The 15,383-nt window shown below is 74.8% G+C and carries 17 protein-coding genes, 1 tRNA gene and 1 pseudogene; 8 read left to right on the plus strand and 11 right to left on the minus strand.

Annotation, left to right across the window (positions count from 1 at the left end):
- A partial coding sequence (locus AC0CYZ_RS24225; RefSeq protein ID WP_472220078.1) for a dienelactone hydrolase family protein occupies positions 1 to 554 on the minus strand: 554 nt, incomplete at its 3' end.
- A gap of 87 nt (positions 555 to 641) precedes the next feature.
- Between AC0CYZ_RS24225 and hisC the strand changes: the two genes are divergently transcribed.
- The 3 genes from hisC to AC0CYZ_RS24240 all read left to right on the plus strand — a co-directional run bounded on the left by hisC (position 642) and on the right by AC0CYZ_RS24240 (position 3,794).
- Positions 642 to 1,700 (plus strand): histidinol-phosphate transaminase, encoded by a 1,059-nt coding sequence (gene hisC / locus AC0CYZ_RS24230; RefSeq protein WP_472220080.1) that lies wholly within the window; start codon positions 642 to 644, stop codon positions 1,698 to 1,700.
- A 129-nt stretch (positions 1,701 to 1,829) separates the two neighbouring features.
- Positions 1,830 to 2,516, plus strand: a complete 687-nt coding sequence (locus AC0CYZ_RS24235) for a DUF1990 family protein (RefSeq protein ID WP_472220083.1) — start codon at positions 1,830 to 1,832, stop codon at positions 2,514 to 2,516.
- Between the two features lie 60 nt (positions 2,517 to 2,576).
- A complete protein-coding gene (locus AC0CYZ_RS24240) occupies positions 2,577 to 3,794 on the plus strand; it encodes a low temperature requirement protein A (protein ID WP_472220086.1) in 1,218 nt (405 codons plus the stop codon).
- 153 nt (positions 3,795 to 3,947) lie between these two features.
- On the opposite strand, the gene AC0CYZ_RS24245 is transcribed toward AC0CYZ_RS24240, so the two are convergent.
- Entirely contained in the window at positions 3,948 to 4,520 is a 573-nt protein-coding gene (locus tag AC0CYZ_RS24245) for a TIGR03086 family metal-binding protein (RefSeq protein WP_472220088.1), read from the minus strand.
- 40 nt (positions 4,521 to 4,560) lie between these two features.
- Positions 4,561 to 5,334 (minus strand): DUF998 domain-containing protein, encoded by a 774-nt coding sequence (locus tag AC0CYZ_RS24250; protein WP_472220090.1) that lies wholly within the window; start codon positions 5,332 to 5,334, stop codon positions 4,561 to 4,563.
- Between the two features lie 56 nt (positions 5,335 to 5,390).
- Between AC0CYZ_RS24250 and AC0CYZ_RS24255 the strand changes: the two genes are divergently transcribed.
- Positions 5,391 to 6,092 carry a TetR/AcrR family transcriptional regulator gene (locus AC0CYZ_RS24255; protein WP_472220092.1) on the plus strand — a complete coding sequence of 234 codons (702 nt, stop codon included), beginning with the start codon at positions 5,391 to 5,393 and terminating at the stop codon, positions 6,090 to 6,092.
- Here the strand turns inward: AC0CYZ_RS24255 and AC0CYZ_RS24260 are convergent.
- A complete protein-coding gene (locus AC0CYZ_RS24260) occupies positions 6,089 to 6,928 on the minus strand; it encodes a hypothetical protein (RefSeq protein ID WP_472220094.1) in 840 nt (279 codons plus the stop codon). The two genes, AC0CYZ_RS24255 and AC0CYZ_RS24260, sit on opposite strands and share 4 nt — an antisense overlap.
- 126 nt (positions 6,929 to 7,054) lie before the next feature.
- Entirely contained in the window at positions 7,055 to 8,038 is a 984-nt protein-coding gene (locus AC0CYZ_RS24265; RefSeq protein WP_472220096.1) for an aldo/keto reductase, read from the minus strand.
- Positions 8,039 to 8,139: 101 nt separating this feature from the next.
- Between AC0CYZ_RS24265 and AC0CYZ_RS24270 the strand changes: the two genes are divergently transcribed.
- Positions 8,140 to 9,003, plus strand: a complete 864-nt coding sequence (locus AC0CYZ_RS24270; RefSeq protein WP_472220098.1) for a helix-turn-helix domain-containing protein — start codon at positions 8,140 to 8,142, stop codon at positions 9,001 to 9,003.
- On the opposite strand, the gene AC0CYZ_RS24275 is transcribed toward AC0CYZ_RS24270, so the two are convergent.
- From AC0CYZ_RS24275 to AC0CYZ_RS24295, 5 genes are all read right to left on the minus strand, one after another.
- Entirely contained in the window at positions 8,951 to 9,970 is a 1,020-nt protein-coding gene (locus AC0CYZ_RS24275; RefSeq protein ID WP_472220100.1) for a sigma-70 family RNA polymerase sigma factor, read from the minus strand. The genes AC0CYZ_RS24270 and AC0CYZ_RS24275 overlap by 53 nt on opposite strands.
- Positions 9,971 to 9,982: 12 nt before the next feature.
- Positions 9,983 to 10,975: a zinc-binding dehydrogenase gene (locus tag AC0CYZ_RS24280; protein WP_472220102.1), complete on the minus strand. Its 993-nt coding sequence runs from the start codon at positions 10,973 to 10,975 to the stop codon at positions 9,983 to 9,985.
- Between the two features lie 96 nt (positions 10,976 to 11,071).
- Positions 11,072 to 11,509, minus strand: coding sequence for a VOC family protein (locus tag AC0CYZ_RS24285; protein WP_472220104.1), 438 nt, complete (start codon positions 11,507 to 11,509; stop codon positions 11,072 to 11,074).
- 44 nt (positions 11,510 to 11,553) lie between these two features.
- Positions 11,554 to 11,641: transfer RNA gene (locus AC0CYZ_RS24290), tRNA-Ser, on the minus strand.
- Between the two features lie 53 nt (positions 11,642 to 11,694).
- Positions 11,695 to 12,162: a MarR family winged helix-turn-helix transcriptional regulator gene (locus AC0CYZ_RS24295; RefSeq protein WP_472220106.1), complete on the minus strand. Its 468-nt coding sequence runs from the start codon at positions 12,160 to 12,162 to the stop codon at positions 11,695 to 11,697.
- Positions 12,163 to 12,251: 89 nt separating this feature from the next.
- Here AC0CYZ_RS24295 and AC0CYZ_RS24300 point away from each other — a divergent pair, with 89 nt between their 5' ends.
- Positions 12,252 to 13,253, plus strand: coding sequence for an NAD(P)H-quinone oxidoreductase (locus AC0CYZ_RS24300; protein ID WP_472220108.1), 1,002 nt, complete (start codon positions 12,252 to 12,254; stop codon positions 13,251 to 13,253).
- Here AC0CYZ_RS24300 and AC0CYZ_RS24305 read toward each other — a convergent pair.
- Positions 13,250 to 14,467 carry a cysteine desulfurase-like protein gene (locus AC0CYZ_RS24305; protein ID WP_472220110.1) on the minus strand — a complete coding sequence of 406 codons (1,218 nt, stop codon included), beginning with the start codon at positions 14,465 to 14,467 and terminating at the stop codon, positions 13,250 to 13,252. The genes AC0CYZ_RS24300 and AC0CYZ_RS24305 overlap by 4 nt on opposite strands.
- Positions 14,468 to 14,559: 92 nt before the next feature.
- On the opposite strand from AC0CYZ_RS24305, the gene AC0CYZ_RS24310 reads away from it, so the two are divergent.
- Positions 14,560 to 15,135, plus strand: a complete 576-nt coding sequence (locus AC0CYZ_RS24310) for a bacterial proteasome activator family protein (RefSeq protein WP_472220113.1) — start codon at positions 14,560 to 14,562, stop codon at positions 15,133 to 15,135.
- A gap of 93 nt (positions 15,136 to 15,228) precedes the next feature.
- A pseudogene (locus tag AC0CYZ_RS24315) lies at positions 15,229 to 15,383 on the plus strand (ABC transporter permease); the annotation flags it as partial.

The raw sequence follows: 15,383 nt of genomic DNA on the forward strand, positions 1-15,383 counted from the left end.
AGCCGGTCGACGTCGGACGGGTCGACCGGGTCGCCGGTCTCGCCGTAGAGCCCGAGCCAGGGGCAGGTGAGCTCGCCGACGATGTCGAGCAGCGCCGGCAGCCCGTCGGCCAGCGGGGCCGCGACGCCGGCCGCGGCCACCGTGACCGCCGCGCCGAGGGCGCGCTGCGAGGCGACGACGAGGGCGGCGGTCGCGCCGAGGTCGAAGCCGAGGACGCCCATCCGGTCCGAGGGCACCCCGTGCTCGGCGAGCCAACCGAAGGAGGCGTCGGAGTCGGCGAGGACGGAGGCACCGGAGACGCGGGTGGCGCCCTCCGAGGCGGACGCGGCGTCGTCGAAGCGGGCGGCCCCCTCGCGGTGGAACAGGTGCGGGGCGACGGTCAGCCAGCCCTCCCCGGCGAGGCCCTCCACGATGCGTTCGGTGTGCTCGGTGACCCCGTGCGAGGAGTGGAGCACGACGATCCCGCCGCGCACCGCCGCCCCCTCCGGTTCGCCGACGGTCACCGCGAGCTCGGTGTCGTCGACCAGGGGGATCGTCTCCGTCCGGGTCGTCATGATGACCAGCCTTCCACGTCCAGTTCCGCGGGGTGGGAGCAGGCCGCGAGGGAAGAGACACCGTGACCTGCGGATTACCGTGGGGGCGTGACCGCACCGACACCGCTGCGCGCGGACCTGTCCTCGCTGCCCGCCTACGTCGCCGGTCGCACGGTCGCGGGCGCGGTCAAGCTCGCCAGCAACGAGGTCGCGCTGCCCCCGCACCCGGCCGTCCAGGCGGCGGTCGCCGAGGCGGTGGCCGCGGGCAACCGCTACCCCGACATCACCGTGACCGCGCTGACCCGCCGGCTCGCGGAGGTCCACGGCGTCGGCCCGGAGCGGATCGCCGTCGGCTGCGGGTCGGTGGCGCTGTGCCAGCAGCTGGTGTCCTCGGTGTGCGCGCCGGGCGACGAGGTGGTGTTCGCGTGGCGGTCCTTCGAGGCCTACCCGATCGTCACGCTCATCGGGCACGCCGTCGCGGTCCCGGTGCCGCTCACCCCGGGCCACGTCCACGACCTCGACGCCCTGGCCGCCGCGATCACCGACCGCACCCGGATCGTCTTCGTCTGCAACCCGAACAACCCCACCGGCACCGCGGTGCGCCGCGCCGAGCTGACGGCGTTCCTCGCCCGCGTGCCCGACCACGTGCTCGTCGTGCTCGACGAGGCCTACCGCGAGTTCGTCACCGACCCCGAGGTCCCCGACGGGCTCACGCTGCTCGACGCGCACCCCCACGTCGTCGTGCTCCGCACGTTCTCGAAGGCGCACCGCCTGGCGGGTCTGCGCGTCGGCTACGCGATCGGCCCGGCCGACCTCGCCGCCGCGCTCCGGAGCGTCTCGGTGCCCTTCTCGGTGTCCTCCCCGGCGCAGGCGGCCGCGATGGCGGCCCTCGACGTCCTCGACGAGCTGCTCGACGACGCCCGCGGCGCGGTGGCCGAGCTCGCCCGGATGGCGACGGCGCTGCGCGGGATGGGCTACGAGGTCCCCGACTCGCAGGCCAACTTCCTGTGGTTGCCGCTGGGTGGGCGCACGCAGGCCTTCACCGACCACGCGCTCGACCACAAGGTCGTCGTGCGCGGGTTCTCCCCCGACGGCGTGCGGATCTCGGCCGGCGCGCCCGACGAGAACGACCTGCTCATCGACGCGGCCTCGTCCTTCCCGGGCTGAGGGCCGCGGCGCCGCGCGTCAGGAGCCGGAGACCGGGCACGCCGGGCACGACAGGCGCGCGGACCGGACGGCTGGGACGATCTCCGCGATCGGCGCGCCGCCCGGCGCGCGCGAGGAGAGGGGAGCCCGATGCGGACCTGGCGGTTCTCCCCGGTCTCCCACCCCGAGCAGGACCTCGACGAGATCGCGACCTACGAGCTGAACTTCGACCCCTCGACGACCGGCGGCAAGGGCTGGCACCACGACCGCCTGCGCCACACCCTCGCCGTCGAGGACCCGGGCGACCCGGAACCGGGCGGGCCCTTCGAGATCGCCTGCGCGCTCGTGCGGGACTACGAGTTCTCCGACCGCCACATCATGTCCGCGCTGTTCCACTCCCGGGCCCCGCTGGTGGGGCGGGACATGCTCCTCGAGGGTCGCTTCGTCGTCCTGCGTTTCCCGATGGGGGTGCGGGTGGACGCGGAGGTCGACGAGACCCGCGAGCGCGCCGACGGCAGCTCCGAGCGGGTCTGGGGCTGGAGCTACCGCACGCTGGAGCACCACCTGGAGCGCGGCCGGCTGGTGTACGAGGTGGTCAAGAACCTCTCGACGGGCAAGGTGGAGTTCGTCATCACCGGTGTCTCCGCCCGGGCCGAGATCCACAATCCCGTGATCGCGCTGGGCTTCGGGGTCTTCGGACGGTTCACGCAGCGTCGCTTCTACCGCGTCATCTCCCACCGCCTCGCCGAGCGCGTCCGCTTCGTCCTCGAGGGCGGCGACCGGCCGGTGCCCGACCCCGTCGGGCCCGACGACGTCGTGCGCGCGCCATCGCGCTGAGACCGGGCGATCGATGTCCCCGTCGCTCCGCTCGCCCCGGATCCGGCAGGATTCCGCGGCGTGACGAGCCCGCGCACCGAGTGGTACCGGCCGATGACGGCGCGCGACCCGCAGGAGGAGCACCGGGCCTCGTCCCCGTTGGAGCTGCTGTTCGACCTGACCTTCGTGGTCGCGATCGCCAGCGCCGCGGCGGAGCTCCACCACGCGATCAGCGAGGACCACGTGGTCGCGGGCCTGTTCGGCTACCTCGCGGTGTTCTTCGCGATCTGGTGGGCGTGGATGAACTTCACGTGGTTCTCCTCGGCCTACGACTGCGACGACGCGCTCTACCGCGCCCTCACCGTGCTCAAGATGGCGGGCGTCCTCGTGCTCGCCGTCGGGGTGCCCGCGGCGTTCGAGCGCTTCGACATCGGCACGGTCGTGCTCGGCTACTCCATCATGCGGATCGCGATGATCGCGCTGTGGCTGCGCGCCGCGCACGACGATCCGGCCCGCGCCCCGATCGCCCGGACCTACGCCGCCGGGCTCGCCGGCATCCAGCTGCTGTGGATCGGGCTGGTGTTCGTCCCGGCGCCGTGGGTCTACGTCGGCTACGTCGTGCTGGTGGTGGGCGAGCTGTCCCTGCCGGTGTTCGCCGAGTCCCGGGCCGTCGACGCCGTGCGGTCCTCGGCCGGGGCGACGCCGTGGCACGCCGAGCACATCGCCGAGCGCTACGGGCTGCTGACGCTGATCGTGCTCGGCGAGGTGATCCTCGGGATCACCGGCGCGTTCAGCCCGGCCCTCTCGGAGCAGGGCTTCTCGATCCCGCTCCTGCTGCTCGGGGTCGGTGGGCTGCTCGTCGTCGTCGGGCTCTGGTGGATCTACTTCCTGGCGGGTGACGACCAGGGACTCACGACGCAGCGGGTGGCCTACCTCTGGGGCTACGGGCACTACGTCGTGTTCGCGGGCGTCGCGGCCACGGGCGCCGGGCTGGAGGTCGCGGTGGACGCCGAGGAGCACGTGGCGCACCTGTCCGCGACGGCCGCCGGCTTCGCGGTCGCGGTGCCGATCGCCCTGGTGCTGCTGGTCCTGACGACGCTGCGGCACCTGACGTGGGCGCCCGGCTCGCTCGCGCCCGGGTGGGTCGGGTTCGGCGCCGTCGGGGTGCTGGTGTGCGCGGGCCTGGCCGGGCTGGTCGGCATCGGTGTGGCGGTCCTGCTCATGGGGCTCGTGCTGGCGGTGATGCTCGTCGGCTACCTGCTCCGGCTGCGACGCCGGGCCGCCGCTCCACTCCCATGATCATCAGCGCCGGGGTGCGGTCCGAGAGGGACCTGTCCGGTGCGCCCCTCGCGAGCCCGGAACGGGGGTGGGCGGGAGGCCGACGTCCCTCGTAGGCGGTTGATCATGACGAGGGCACCACGGCGCGACGGTGCCCTCGGCATGATCAACTGCCTAGTGCCGCGACCCCGGGTCCCTTCCGAGCATCGCGGCGAGCCGGTCGATCGCCGGCGCCGACTCCGGGAGCGCGACGGCGGGCGCGAAGGGCAGCCGGGCGCGGTCCGTGCTCGCGAACATCGACTCCGAGAACCCGATCCCGGCCTCGGCCACGTCGGCGGGCAGCTCCGCGGGATCCTGACCGGTGGCCACGGCCACGTCCCACGCGTGCACGAGCGCCTCGATCGTCCGCAGTTGCACGGCGACGGGGACCGGCACGGTGCCGAACGGGACGGTGACGGTGCCCGTCAGGGCGTCGGGCAGGGCGAGCGCCGCGACGAGCGCCTCGGCCGAGCTGCGGAAGCGCGGAGCGAGCGACTCGGCGACCTCGGGCGCGTCCGCGAGGTCGGGGCCGAGCGCCCGGGCGACGACGAGGTTGCCCTCGATGACGTGCTCGACGACGTCGGCCACCGTCCAGTCCGCGCAGGGCGACGGCGCGTCGCGGTGGTCGGGAGGGACGTCGTCCACGATCGCCGCCGCCGCCCGGAACGCCCGCTCGAGGTCGGCCACCGGGCCCGCGCTGCTCGTCACGGCGATCATGGTGACGTCCGGGCGGGGCGACACGCCAGGGTCAGCGCGCCGGGGTGAGCAGCGGGGTCCGGCGGTAGAGGTCGAGCGAGGTCACGGCCAGCCAGGTCCACGCCAGCAGCAGCGCCACCCAGAAGCCGAGGACGACCACCGGGCTCGCCGACCCGCTCGCCAGGCCCGCGAACGCGACCAGGAAGAGCACGCCGGTGATCCGCGAGAACCACGCCATGCCGGGGCGTCCCGTGGCCGCGTGGTGCCGGGCGACGACGAGGGTGCCGGCGACGAGGCCGAGGAACCCGAGGCCCGCCAGCACGAGGTGCCCGACGCCGCCCACGGTGACCGCGACCGGCGGCCCGTCGGTGGTCCCGGGCGGGAACCCGTTCATGGGGTCGGCCACGAACACCCCGGCCCCGACGAGTCCGACGCCGTAGAGCCCCACGAGCCGAGGTCCCCACACCGTGCCGGGTCCGCCACCGAGCACGCGGAGGGCCCGCGCCATGCCGACCGCCGCGGCGACCGTCATGAGACCGGTGAGCACGAAGACGGTGATCTGGACCCATCCGAGCGGGCCGTTCGCGAGCAGGCTCAGGTCGTGGCGCGTGAGGTCGTAGCCGTCGCGGGTCAGGGCCTGGGCGAGGCCGGCCACGACGTAGACCGGACCCGCGAGCACGCCGTACCCCAGCAGCGAGCGGGTGATCGCCGCCGTGCGGTCGGCGTCGCCGCGGCCGACCCGGGGGCTGCGGGAGGGTCCCGTCGCCCGCGCGCCCGAGGTGGACCCGTCGGTACCGACGAAGTTGGACTGACCAGTACCGCTCATGGACCGCACAGTACTGCGCCCGGTACCGTGCGGTCCAGAACGGGAGAGGCAGGTCGATGGTCGAGGCGGCGGGTCCCGACGACGGGTTGATCGTCCGGATCCGGCCGCGTGCGGACCGGGCGCCGCGCCCCGGCGTCGTCGAGGGCAAGCGGGCCGCGATCGCGCGGGCGGCCACGGAGCTCTTCCTGTCCCAGGGCTACCAGGCCACGAGCACCGAGCAGGTCGCCTCGACGGCGGGCGTGTCGAAGCAGACCGTCTACAACCAGTTCGGCGACAAGGAGCGGCTCCTCCGGGAGATCGTGCTCGGCGTGACCGCGACCGCCGAGGCCTTCGCGGACGGCCTGGCCGAGGGGATGCGCGGGGTCGACACGCCCGTCGGCCTCGACGCCGCGCTGCGGACCCTCGCTCGCCGGTACCTCACGACCGTCATGAACCCGCAGGTCCTCGCCCTGCGACGGCTGGTGATCAGCGAGGCCACGCGCTTCCCCGACCTGGCCGTCACCTACTACGAACGCGGTCCGGCGCGCGTGCTCGCGGCGCTGGGCGACCTGTTCGCCGGGCTGGCGGAGCGTGGCCTGCTGCGGGGCGCCGATCCGACGCGGGCCGCACCCGACTTCGCCTTCCTCCTGCTGGGCCGGGCCCTCGACGAGGGGATGTTCCGGGTCGGGGACCCGGTGCTCACCCCGGCCGGCGTGGACCAGACCGCCGACCACGCCGTCGACGTCTTCCTCGCCCTGTACGGGGCCCGCCCGGGCTAGTCCGCGCGCGCCATCAGCGCCTCGACCCGCCCGCGGTACGCCGACCCGAGCCCCATCTCGAGGCCGCGCAGCAGCTCCTCCGACTCGCGGGACGCGCGGTCGGCGAACTCCCCGATGTGCTGGGCCACGGCCTCCGCGGCCTGGTGGCGTCGCTGGTCGACGCGGCGGCGGCGCTCCTCGGAGAGGGCCACCCCGCCCAGCAGCAGGACCGGCAGCACGCCGAGCCAGCCCGGGACGTGGACCTCCATGACCTGCGTGAGCACGAAGAAGATCATGAAGCCCATGTAGGCCCGCATCCCGATGTTGATCCAGGTGCTCATCGCGCTGTTCTTCTTCTTGTTGACCACGAGGCGGTCGGTGTCGAAGTCGCTGCGCAGGTGCGACGGCGGCGGCGTGACGGGGACGCTGCGGGGGAGCGCGAAGTGCTGGGCCGCGCGGTCGGAGAACTCCCGCACCGCGGACACCATGACCGCGCGGTGGTGGGCCACGTCGGCGACCAGGCGCGCGTCGAGCCACGCCTTCATCTCGGCGCCGGTGCGGCCCGGGTCGATGTCCTCGATGTGGTCCTGGGCCTCCTTGCCGACCTGCTGGATGCGGGCCCGCAGGTCGTACGCCGCACGGGACGAGATCGCCTCGAAGGCGCTGCCGATCAGGCCGCTCCACTGCGAGGCCCGCTCCTGGTAGAAGGCGGCGGGCCGGTCCTGGCGGCGGGCGACGCCGTGGCCGCCGAACGGCTGGAGGGCGCGGCTCATCACGGGGCGCGAGGCCGGCCGGGCGACGGAGCGACCCACGGCCGGTGCGGCGCGGTGCGTGATCACGGTCAGCTGGTCGCTCATCGCGGCTCTCCCTCGGGTCGGCGTGTGGGCCGATACCGAGACTGGCCGGATCGCGCGCCGTCCTCGATCGAGCAGGCCCCCCGGTCCGGCCGCGCGCTCCCTACTCCTGGGGTAGGGAGAACCCCCTCACCGCTCGCTGTCGAGGTCGGCCATGGCGGCCGCGGGGTAGCGGTCGCCCGCCGCCGCGTCGCGGGGGATCAGCGCCTCGAGCTGCGCGACCTCGTCCGCGGCGAGCGTGACGCCGTCGAGCATCGTCGTGACCTGGTCGGTCCGGCGCGCACCGACGACCGGGACGACGTCGTCGCCCTGGGCGGCCACCCACGCGATGGCCAGCTGCGCGACCGAGCAGCCCTTCGCCTCGGCCAGGTCCTGCAGCCGGGCGACGAGGGCCTGGTTGTGCTCGCGGTTGCCGTCCTGGAACCGCGGCGAGAACCGCCGGCCCCCGTCGACGGTGCCGCTGCCGCCGATGAGGCCGCGGGAGAGCACCCCGTACGCGGTGATCCCGACGCCGAGCTCGCGGCACGTCGGCAGGATCGTGTCCTCGATGCCGCGGGTGAGCAGCGAGTACTCGATCTGCAGGTCGCAGATCGGGGCCACCGCGGCCGCGCGCCGGACCGTCTCGGCGCCGACCTCGGACAGGCCGATGTGGCGGACGTAGCCCGCCTCGACGAGCTCGGCGACCGCGCCGACGGTGTCCTCGATCGGCACGGTCGGGTCGAGGCGGGCCGGGCGGTAGACGTCGACGTGGTCGACGCCGAGGCGCTGCAGGGAGTACGTGAGGGCGTTCCGCACCGACGACGGCCGGCCGTCGAACCCGCGGGGCATGCCGCCCGGGCTCAGCAGGGCGCCGAACTTGACCGAGAGCACGACGTCGTCGCGGCTCCGGTCGGCCAGGGCGCGGGCGATGAGCATCTCGTTGTGGCCGGCGCCGTAGAAGTCGCCGGTGTCGAGCAGGGTGCCGCCGGCGTCGAGGTAGGCGTGGATGACGCGGATGCCCTCCTCGGCGTCGACCGCGCCGTAGGCCCCGGACAGGCCCATGCACCCGAGGGCGGGCGAGGACACGGCGGGACCGGTGGCGCCGAGGCGGCGGGTGTCGAGGTGCGTTGTCATGGCTCCACCGTGCGCGGTCCCGCGCGGCCGCGGCAGGACCGGCTCATCCAGGGACCGCCCGACCCTGGCTGCGCGGGCTCCCGGCGCCGATGCTGGTGGGCGTGATCGACCGTGCCGGGCTCGCCGACTTCCTGCGTCGCCGCCGGGAGCTGCTGCGCCCCGCCGACGTCGGGCTGCCCGACGGCGTGCGGCGCCGCGCCCCGGGGCTGCGTCGCGAGGAGGTGGCGGCGCTCGCGGGCGTGTCCACCGACTACTACTCGCGCATCGAGCAGCGCCGCGGCCCGCACCCGTCGGAGGCGGTGGTCGCCGCGCTCGCCCGCGCGCTGCGCTACGACCTCGACGAGCGCGACCACCTGTTCCACCTCGCCGGCCTGACCCCGCCGTCGCGCCGGTCCGGGCGCCACCTCCCGCCGGGCCTGATGCGGCTGACCGACCATCTCACCGACGTGCCGGTGACGGTGTGCACCGACCTCGGCGAGATGCTCTGGAAGAACCGGCTGGCCGAGCTCCTGCACGGCCAGCTCGCGCCGGAGGGCGGCCGGGTCAACAACGGCATCTGGCGGTGGTTCACCGAGCCGGAGGCGCGCGTCCTGGGCCCGGTCGAGGACCACGCCCGCATCTCCGCCTCGCACGTCCGCGACCTGCGGGCCGTGCACTCCCGCCGCGCCGGGGAGCCGGACGTGACGTCGCTGGTCGACGACCTGATCGCCGCCAGCCCCGAGTTCGCGGCGCTCTGGGAGCGGCACGAGGTCGCCGAGCGCCGCTTCGACCGGAAGCGGTTCGAGCACCCCGAGGTGGGCGTCGTCCACGTCACCTGCGACGTCGTGCTGGCCCCGGACACCGACCTGCGGCTGCTCGTGCACTTCCCGACCGAGGGCACCGACGCCCGCGAGAAGCTCGAGCTGCTGCGCGTCATCGGCACCCAGGACTTCGAGGGCGCCCGGCCGTCGCCGGACGCTCGGTGAGGACGTCGGGGAGGCCGAAGGCCGCGACCAGAGCTGGATCGCCGAACTTGACCACCCGGGAGACGCCGGTGGCGGTGGCGGCGAGCACCACGACGCCGTCCGCGCGCAGCGCGCCGCCGGCCCGCCGGTAGACGGCGGCGGCGGGGTGGCCGTTGGCCACGGTCGCGACCATCCGCCACTCGCCGGGCACGCCCAGGACGGACGAGGCGAGCACGTGGATGCAGGCGGTCCGGCCGGACTGCCAGTCACGGAACGGCGTCGCCTCCAGCGTGGCGTCGGCGCGCAGCACCTGTTCCAGCAGGCGGGCGTCGGAGCGCTCGAAGGCCGCGACGTAGCCGTCGAGGAGCGCGCGGGCCCGGTCGTCGTCGGGTTCGAGCAGGTCCCCGGGCTGCGGCCCCGCCTCGTCCAGCCGTGCCCGGGCACGCTGCAGCCCGCTCTTCACCGCGGCCGTGGTCGTCCCGAGGACCTCGGCGGTCTCGGCCGCGGAGAACGCCAGCACGTCGCGCAGGACGAGGATCGCGCGTTGCCGGGCGGGCAGGTGCTGCAGGCCCGCGACGAGTGCGAGCCGCAGCGACTCGCGCGCGACGACGACCGCGGCCGGGTCGTCGGCCGGCGGGGCGATCCACGCGTCCGGCAGGGGCTCGAGCCACGCGACCTCCTCCGGGCCGAGTGGATCGGGCGGGCGGTCCGGCCCGTCGTAGGGGCCGCCGAGGCCCGAGGGCAGCACCCGGGTCGGCCGCCGCGCGACCGCCGTGAGGCAGACATTGGTGGCGATCCGGTAGAGCCAGGACCGGATCGAGGACCGCCCCTCGAACCCGGCGTAGGACCGCCACGCCCGCAGGTAGGTCTCCTGCACCAGGTCCTCGGCGTCGTGGGCCGAGCCGACCATGCGGTAGCAGTGCGCGAGCAGCTCCCGGCGGAACCGTGCGGTCTCGTCGGTGAAGCGGTCGGCGGTCTCGGTCGTCACAGGGTGCGGGCCTCAGGGCAGGAGGGCGAGTTTGCCCATGGTGGCCCGGGACGCCAGCTCCGCCAGCACCGTCGGGCCGTCGGCCAGGTCGTGGGTGGTGGGCCGGCCGGGCGTGACCACACCGGCCGCGACGAGGGCGGCGAGCTCAGCCATCACCTCTCCGAAGATCTGCGGCGCGGCCCGGATCAGCACGCCGAGGTTGAACCCGACGACGTGGACCTGGTGCTCGTAGACCAGGTCCCGGTTGGTGATCGAGGCTTCACCGCCCGCGAGGCCGAGGACGACGACCCGTCCGGTGACCCGCCGGGCCGCGGCCAGACTCGCCCCGAAGGTCGCCCCGCCCGCCGACTCCAGCACGAGGTCGACGCCCGTGCCGCCGGTCAGCCGCAGCACCCGGGCGGCGAGATCGGGGGCGCGCGAGTCCAGGACGTGGTCGGCGCCGTGGGCCATCACCGTCCCGTGCTTGGCCGGCGAGGCGGCGGCGATGACGGTCGCGCCGTAGTGCCTGGCCAGGACGACCGCGGCCTGACCGGTCGCGCCCGCGGCGGCGTGGACCAGCACGGTCTGCCCCCGCGCGATCCCGCCCAGCGGCTTCAGCGCGGCCAGCGCGGTCGGCCAGTTGACGACGAGGCCGAGCGCCTGCTGCTCCGTCCAGCCGGGCGGCACCGGCATCGCCGCGGCCGCCGGCAGGACCGCGTACTCGGCGAAGGCACCGTCCGCGACGCCGACGACGCGCGCCGCCGGTCGAGGCCCGGTCACGCCCTCGCCCAGGGTGACGACCTCACCGGCGACCTCGAAGCCGGCCAGGTACGGCGGCCGCGGACCGTCGCCGAAGGTGCCGTGGGCCTTCGAGAGGTCGGCGAAGTTGACGCCGGCGGCGACGACGCGGACCAGGACCTCGCCCTCGCCGGGCCGGGGCACCGGCGCGTCGGGGACGAGGCGCATGTCCTGCGGCCCGTCGAGGGACGTCTGCTGCAGCGCGCGCATGGACTCGGGGATGCTCATCGACCGGTCGGCCTCTCTCGCGTGGTCAGGGGAGAGGCCGGAGCGGCTTCTCGTTGTGTAGACCACGGCCGGCGCGAGGAGGAATCGGTGCGCCCGTCAGTTGAGGCAGAACTCGTTGCCCTCGGGGTCGGCCAGCACCACGTGGCCGGACTCGAGGGGCGGCGCGGGCTCGAAGCGGGCGAGCCGGGCGGCACCGAGGCCGACGAGCCGGTCGGCCTCGGCCTCGAGCACCGCCATCCGAGCGTCGCCCGCGAGCCCGGGCGCGGCCCGCACGTCGAGGTGCACGCGGTTCTTCGTCTGCTTGCCCTCGGGCACGCGCTGGAAGAACACCCGCGGTCCGGCCCCGTCGGGATCGACCACGGCGGAGGCGTCGTTGTGGCGCTCGGGCGGGACCCCGAACGCCTCGAGCGCCTCGGGCCACGTCGCGAACCCACCGGGTGGGCGCTGGACCTCGTAGCCGAGCGCCTCGGCCCAGAACCCGGCCAGCCGGGTCGGGTCGGTGCAGTCGACGGTGATCTGGACATCGCGGGCCATCGGGACAGTGTGGCGGGTGTCCCGGTCAGCTCCTGTCCGGCAGGTGGCGGAAGCGGGGGGATTCGAACCCCCGGTACCTCGCGGTACGTCCGCTTTCAAGGCGGGTGCAATCGGCCGCTCTGCCACGCTTCCGCCGGCCAGGGTAGGCACCCGCCCCCGCCGTCGTCGTCACCCGGGGCAGGGGCTCAGGGACGCAGCTTCCCGACGATCCGCTCGGACACGTCGCCGATCACGCGGCGCTCCTCGTCGTCGAGCAGGTCGACGAAGTGCTCCCGCACGCCGTGCAGGTGGTCCGGCGCGGCGGCCTGCAGGCGGGCGAATCCCTCGTCGGTGAGGACGGCGTTGACGCCGCGGCCGTCGGAGTCGCACACCTCGCGGCGCACCAGCCCCTGGGCCTCGAGGCGGGCGACCTGGTGGGAGAGCCGCGACTTGGAGGCGACGACCTCCTCGGCCAGCGACGTCATCCGCTGGCGGTGGTCGTCCTTCTCGGAGAGCCGCACGAGGATCTCGTAGTCGGCGAAGGCGAGCTGGTGGGCGTCCTGCAGCTCACGGCCCAGCCGGCCGAGCAACAGGGCCTGCCCGGCGATGTAGTTCCGCCAGGCCCGCCACTCCTCGGCGTCGAGCCAGCGCGGCTCCTCCTGCGTCCCGGACATCCACCCATGCTATCCACAGATCCGCAGCTCCTCGGTGTTCCGGCCCCGCCGACCAGCGCTCCCGGGGTCGCGGCGCTACCTTCCGCGTCGTGTACGGCATCTCCATCCGCGAGCCGGGTGGCCCCGAGGTCCTCGAGTGGACCGAGCAGCCCGACCCCGAACCCGGCAGCGGCGAGGTCGTCCTCGACGTCGTGGCCGCCGGGGTGAACCGCGCCGACGTCATGCAGCGCCAGGGGAACTACCCGCCTCCTCCGGGCGCCTCGGAGCTCCCCGGTCTGGAGTGCTCCGGCCGGGTCAGCGAGGTGGGGCCGGGCGTCAGCGGCTGGGAGGTCGGCGACCAGGCGTGCGCACTGCTCGCGGGCGGCGGGTACGCGGAGAAGGTCGTGGTGCCCTCGGCGCAGCTGCTGCCGATCCCCGACGGCGTCTCGCTCACCGACGCGGGCGGGCTGCCCGAGGTGGCGTGCACGGTGTGGTCGAACGTCGTGCTGCTCGGCGGGCTGCGCTCGGGCCAGACGTTCCTGGTGCACGGGGGCAGCGGCGGCATCGGGACCCACGCCATCCAGGTCGGGAAGGCGCTCGGCGCGACGGTGCTGGCGACGGCGGGCCACGAGGACCGGCTGCAGGTCTGCCGCGACCTCGGCGCCGACCACGCCATCGACTACCACGGTGACTTCGTCGAGGAGGTCCGCTCGGCGACCGACGGGCACGGCGCGGACCTCATCCTCGACCACATCGGCGCCCGGAACCTCGACGCGAACCTCGACGCGCTGGCCCCCGACGGCCGCGTCACGATCATCGGGCTGATGGGCGGGGCGAAGGGCGAGATCAACCTCGCGAAGCTCCTGACCCGCCGGCTCTCGGTGGGCGCCACGTCCCTGCGGGCCCGCGAGGTCGGCGGGCCGCACGGCAAGGGCCCGATCGTCGCGGCGGTGCGGACCGACCTGTGGCCCCTGGTCGAGTCGGGCCGGGTCCGCCCGATCATCCACGAGCGCATCCCGGTCCAGGAGGCCTCGCGGGCACACCAGCTGATGGACGACGGCGGGGTCGTCGGCAAGCTGCTGCTCGTCGTGCGGGACGAGGCGGACGTCTAGAGGCGCGCCAGCGCACCGACCAGCGCGTCGACGTCCGAGCGTGTCGTGTAGTGGGCCAGCCCCACCTTCACGACGCCGCCGATCTCCGCGCCGCCGATCACCTCGAGCGCACCCTGGTCGCCCGGGTCGATGAGCACGCAGACGCCGTGGTCCGCGACCCGCTCGGCCACCTCCTGCGCGGTCCGGCCCGCGACGAGGAACGCCACGGTCGGGATCCGGCGCGCCGGCTCGCCGAGCACGGTCACGCCCGGGAGGAAGCGCAGCTCGGAGACGAGGTAGGTGGTCAGCTCGTCGTGGAGGCTGCGCAGCGACGACATCGAGGTGAGCACGCGGTCGCGCCGGGAGCCCGAGGCGCGGTCGTCGAGGTCGGCGAGGTGGTCGACGGACGCGACGAGCCCGGCGAGCAGCGCGTACGGCGCGTCCCCGATCTCGAGCCGCTCCGGCCCGCGCGCGGCCCCGTCGAACGACACCGCGGGCAGCCGGTCGAGCAGCTCCGGGGTGCGGAACACCATCGCGCCCACCGCGGTGCCGCCCCAGGCGGAGCCCGAGATGACCATGACGTCCGCGCCCATCGTCTCCATGTCCAGCGGGAGGTAGGGCGCGGCGGCGGTCGCGTCGACGACCATGAGCGGCTCGACCCCCGACGTCGGCGCCGGGAGCGCGTGCACCTTGCGCGCGATCGCCGCGATCTCGGTGCGGGTACCGAGGTGCCCGCAGGCCGCGGTCACGGTGACGACGCGGGTGGCCGGGCCGAGGAGGTCGTCGTACTGCCAGCTCGGCAGCTCGCAGGTCTCGATGTCGACCTCGGCGGTGCGGACGGCCCCACCGACCCGGCCCGCGGCCCGCACCCAGGGGGTGACGTTGGCGCGGTCGTCGAGCCGGGAGACGACGACCTCGTCGCCGAGCGCCCAGCCGGTGGAGAGCACGTCGGCGAGCCGCTCGATCAGGGCCGGCGCCGAGGCCCCGAGGACGACGCCCTTGGGTTCCGCGCCGACGAGGTCCGCCACGGCCCGGCGGGCGGCGTCGACGATGGCCCCGCCGCGCTGCGAGGCGGGGAAGACCCCGCCCGGCGGCGACACCGGCGCGCGGAGCGCGGAGGACACGGCGGTGGCGACCGGCTCGGGGACCTGCATCCCGGCGGGCGCGTCGAGGTGGACCCAGCCGTCGCCGAGCGCGGGGACCTGGCCCCGCACGCGCGCGACGTCCACCGTCATGCCCCGGTACGGTACGTCGCCTTCACGCCGTAACCGAGGCCGGTCCGAATCTGCACCGAACGGAGCAGGTCCGGATCCGCGAGGATGGCCCCATGAGCGAGCACCCCGAGGTTCCGGCCGGGGACCAGGTCATGATCGTCGGTCCCGACGGGACCCCCGTCGGCACCGTGCGCGTCCCCGGCGAGTCGTCCCCCCGCGAGGCGGACGGGTCGGAGGAGGCCGAGGGGGACAACCCCTCGGCCGCCGTCGAGGAGCCGGCGAAGGTCATGCGGATCGGCACGATGATCAAGCAGCTGCTCGAGGAGGTCCGGGCCACCGAGCTCGACGACGCGAGCCGCCGCCGGCTCAAGGAGATCCACGCGGCGTCGCTGCGCGAGCTCGAGGCGGCCCTCTCCCCGGAGCTGCGCGAGGAGCTGGCCCGGATCATCGCGCCGTTCGACGAGGACCGCACGCCCTCCGACGGCGAGCTGCGCATCGCCCAGGCGCAGCTCGTCGGCTGGCTGGAGGGCCTCTTCCACGGCATCCAGACCGCGCTGGTCGCCCAGCAGATGGCCGCCCGGATGCAGCTCGAGCAGATGCGCCGGGGACTCCCGGCGGGGTCGAGCGGACGCTCCGGGCGCGGTGGCGGCGAGGTCGCGACCGGGGGGACGACCGGCCAGTACCTGTGAGCGGCCCGAGTACGCTCACCCGCCGTGGCCGTCCCAGCACTTGCGCGACGTGGCGCCGACGATCCGTCGGAGCCCCAGGGCGCGGCCGCTGACGTGCGCACCCCGTCGCCGCGCTCGTGGCGCCGGGCGTTCGACGACATCAACCAGGCGGTCGCGCAGCGCGAGCTCTGGGGCCACCTCGGCTGGCAGGACATCAAGCAGCGCTACCGGCGCTCCACCATCGGCCCGCTGTGGATCACCATCAGCAT

The sequence above is a fragment of the Actinomycetospora sp. genome, from assembly GCF_055612215.1.

Coding starts and splice junctions, on each gene's coding strand:
- AC0CYZ_RS24235 (WP_472220083.1), top strand. CDS start 1,830: ATGCGGACCTGGCGGTTCTCCCCGGTCTCCCACCCCGAGCAGGACCTC.
- AC0CYZ_RS24250 (WP_472220090.1), bottom strand. CDS start 5,334: ATGAGCGGTACTGGTCAGTCCAACTTCGTCGGTACCGACGGGTCCACC.
- AC0CYZ_RS24255 (WP_472220092.1), top strand. CDS start 5,391: ATGGTCGAGGCGGCGGGTCCCGACGACGGGTTGATCGTCCGGATCCGG.
- AC0CYZ_RS24260 (WP_472220094.1), bottom strand. CDS start 6,928: ATGAGCGACCAGCTGACCGTGATCACGCACCGCGCCGCACCGGCCGTG.
- AC0CYZ_RS24265 (WP_472220096.1), bottom strand. CDS start 8,038: ATGACAACGCACCTCGACACCCGCCGCCTCGGCGCCACCGGTCCCGCC.
- AC0CYZ_RS24280 (WP_472220102.1), bottom strand. CDS start 10,975: ATGAGCATCCCCGAGTCCATGCGCGCGCTGCAGCAGACGTCCCTCGAC.
- AC0CYZ_RS24285 (WP_472220104.1), bottom strand. CDS start 11,509: ATGGCCCGCGATGTCCAGATCACCGTCGACTGCACCGACCCGACCCGG.
- AC0CYZ_RS24295 (WP_472220106.1), bottom strand. CDS start 12,162: ATGTCCGGGACGCAGGAGGAGCCGCGCTGGCTCGACGCCGAGGAGTGG.
- AC0CYZ_RS24305 (WP_472220110.1), bottom strand. CDS start 14,467: ATGACGGTGGACGTCGCGCGCGTGCGGGGCCAGGTCCCCGCGCTCGGC.
- AC0CYZ_RS24310 (WP_472220113.1), top strand. CDS start 14,560: ATGAGCGAGCACCCCGAGGTTCCGGCCGGGGACCAGGTCATGATCGTC.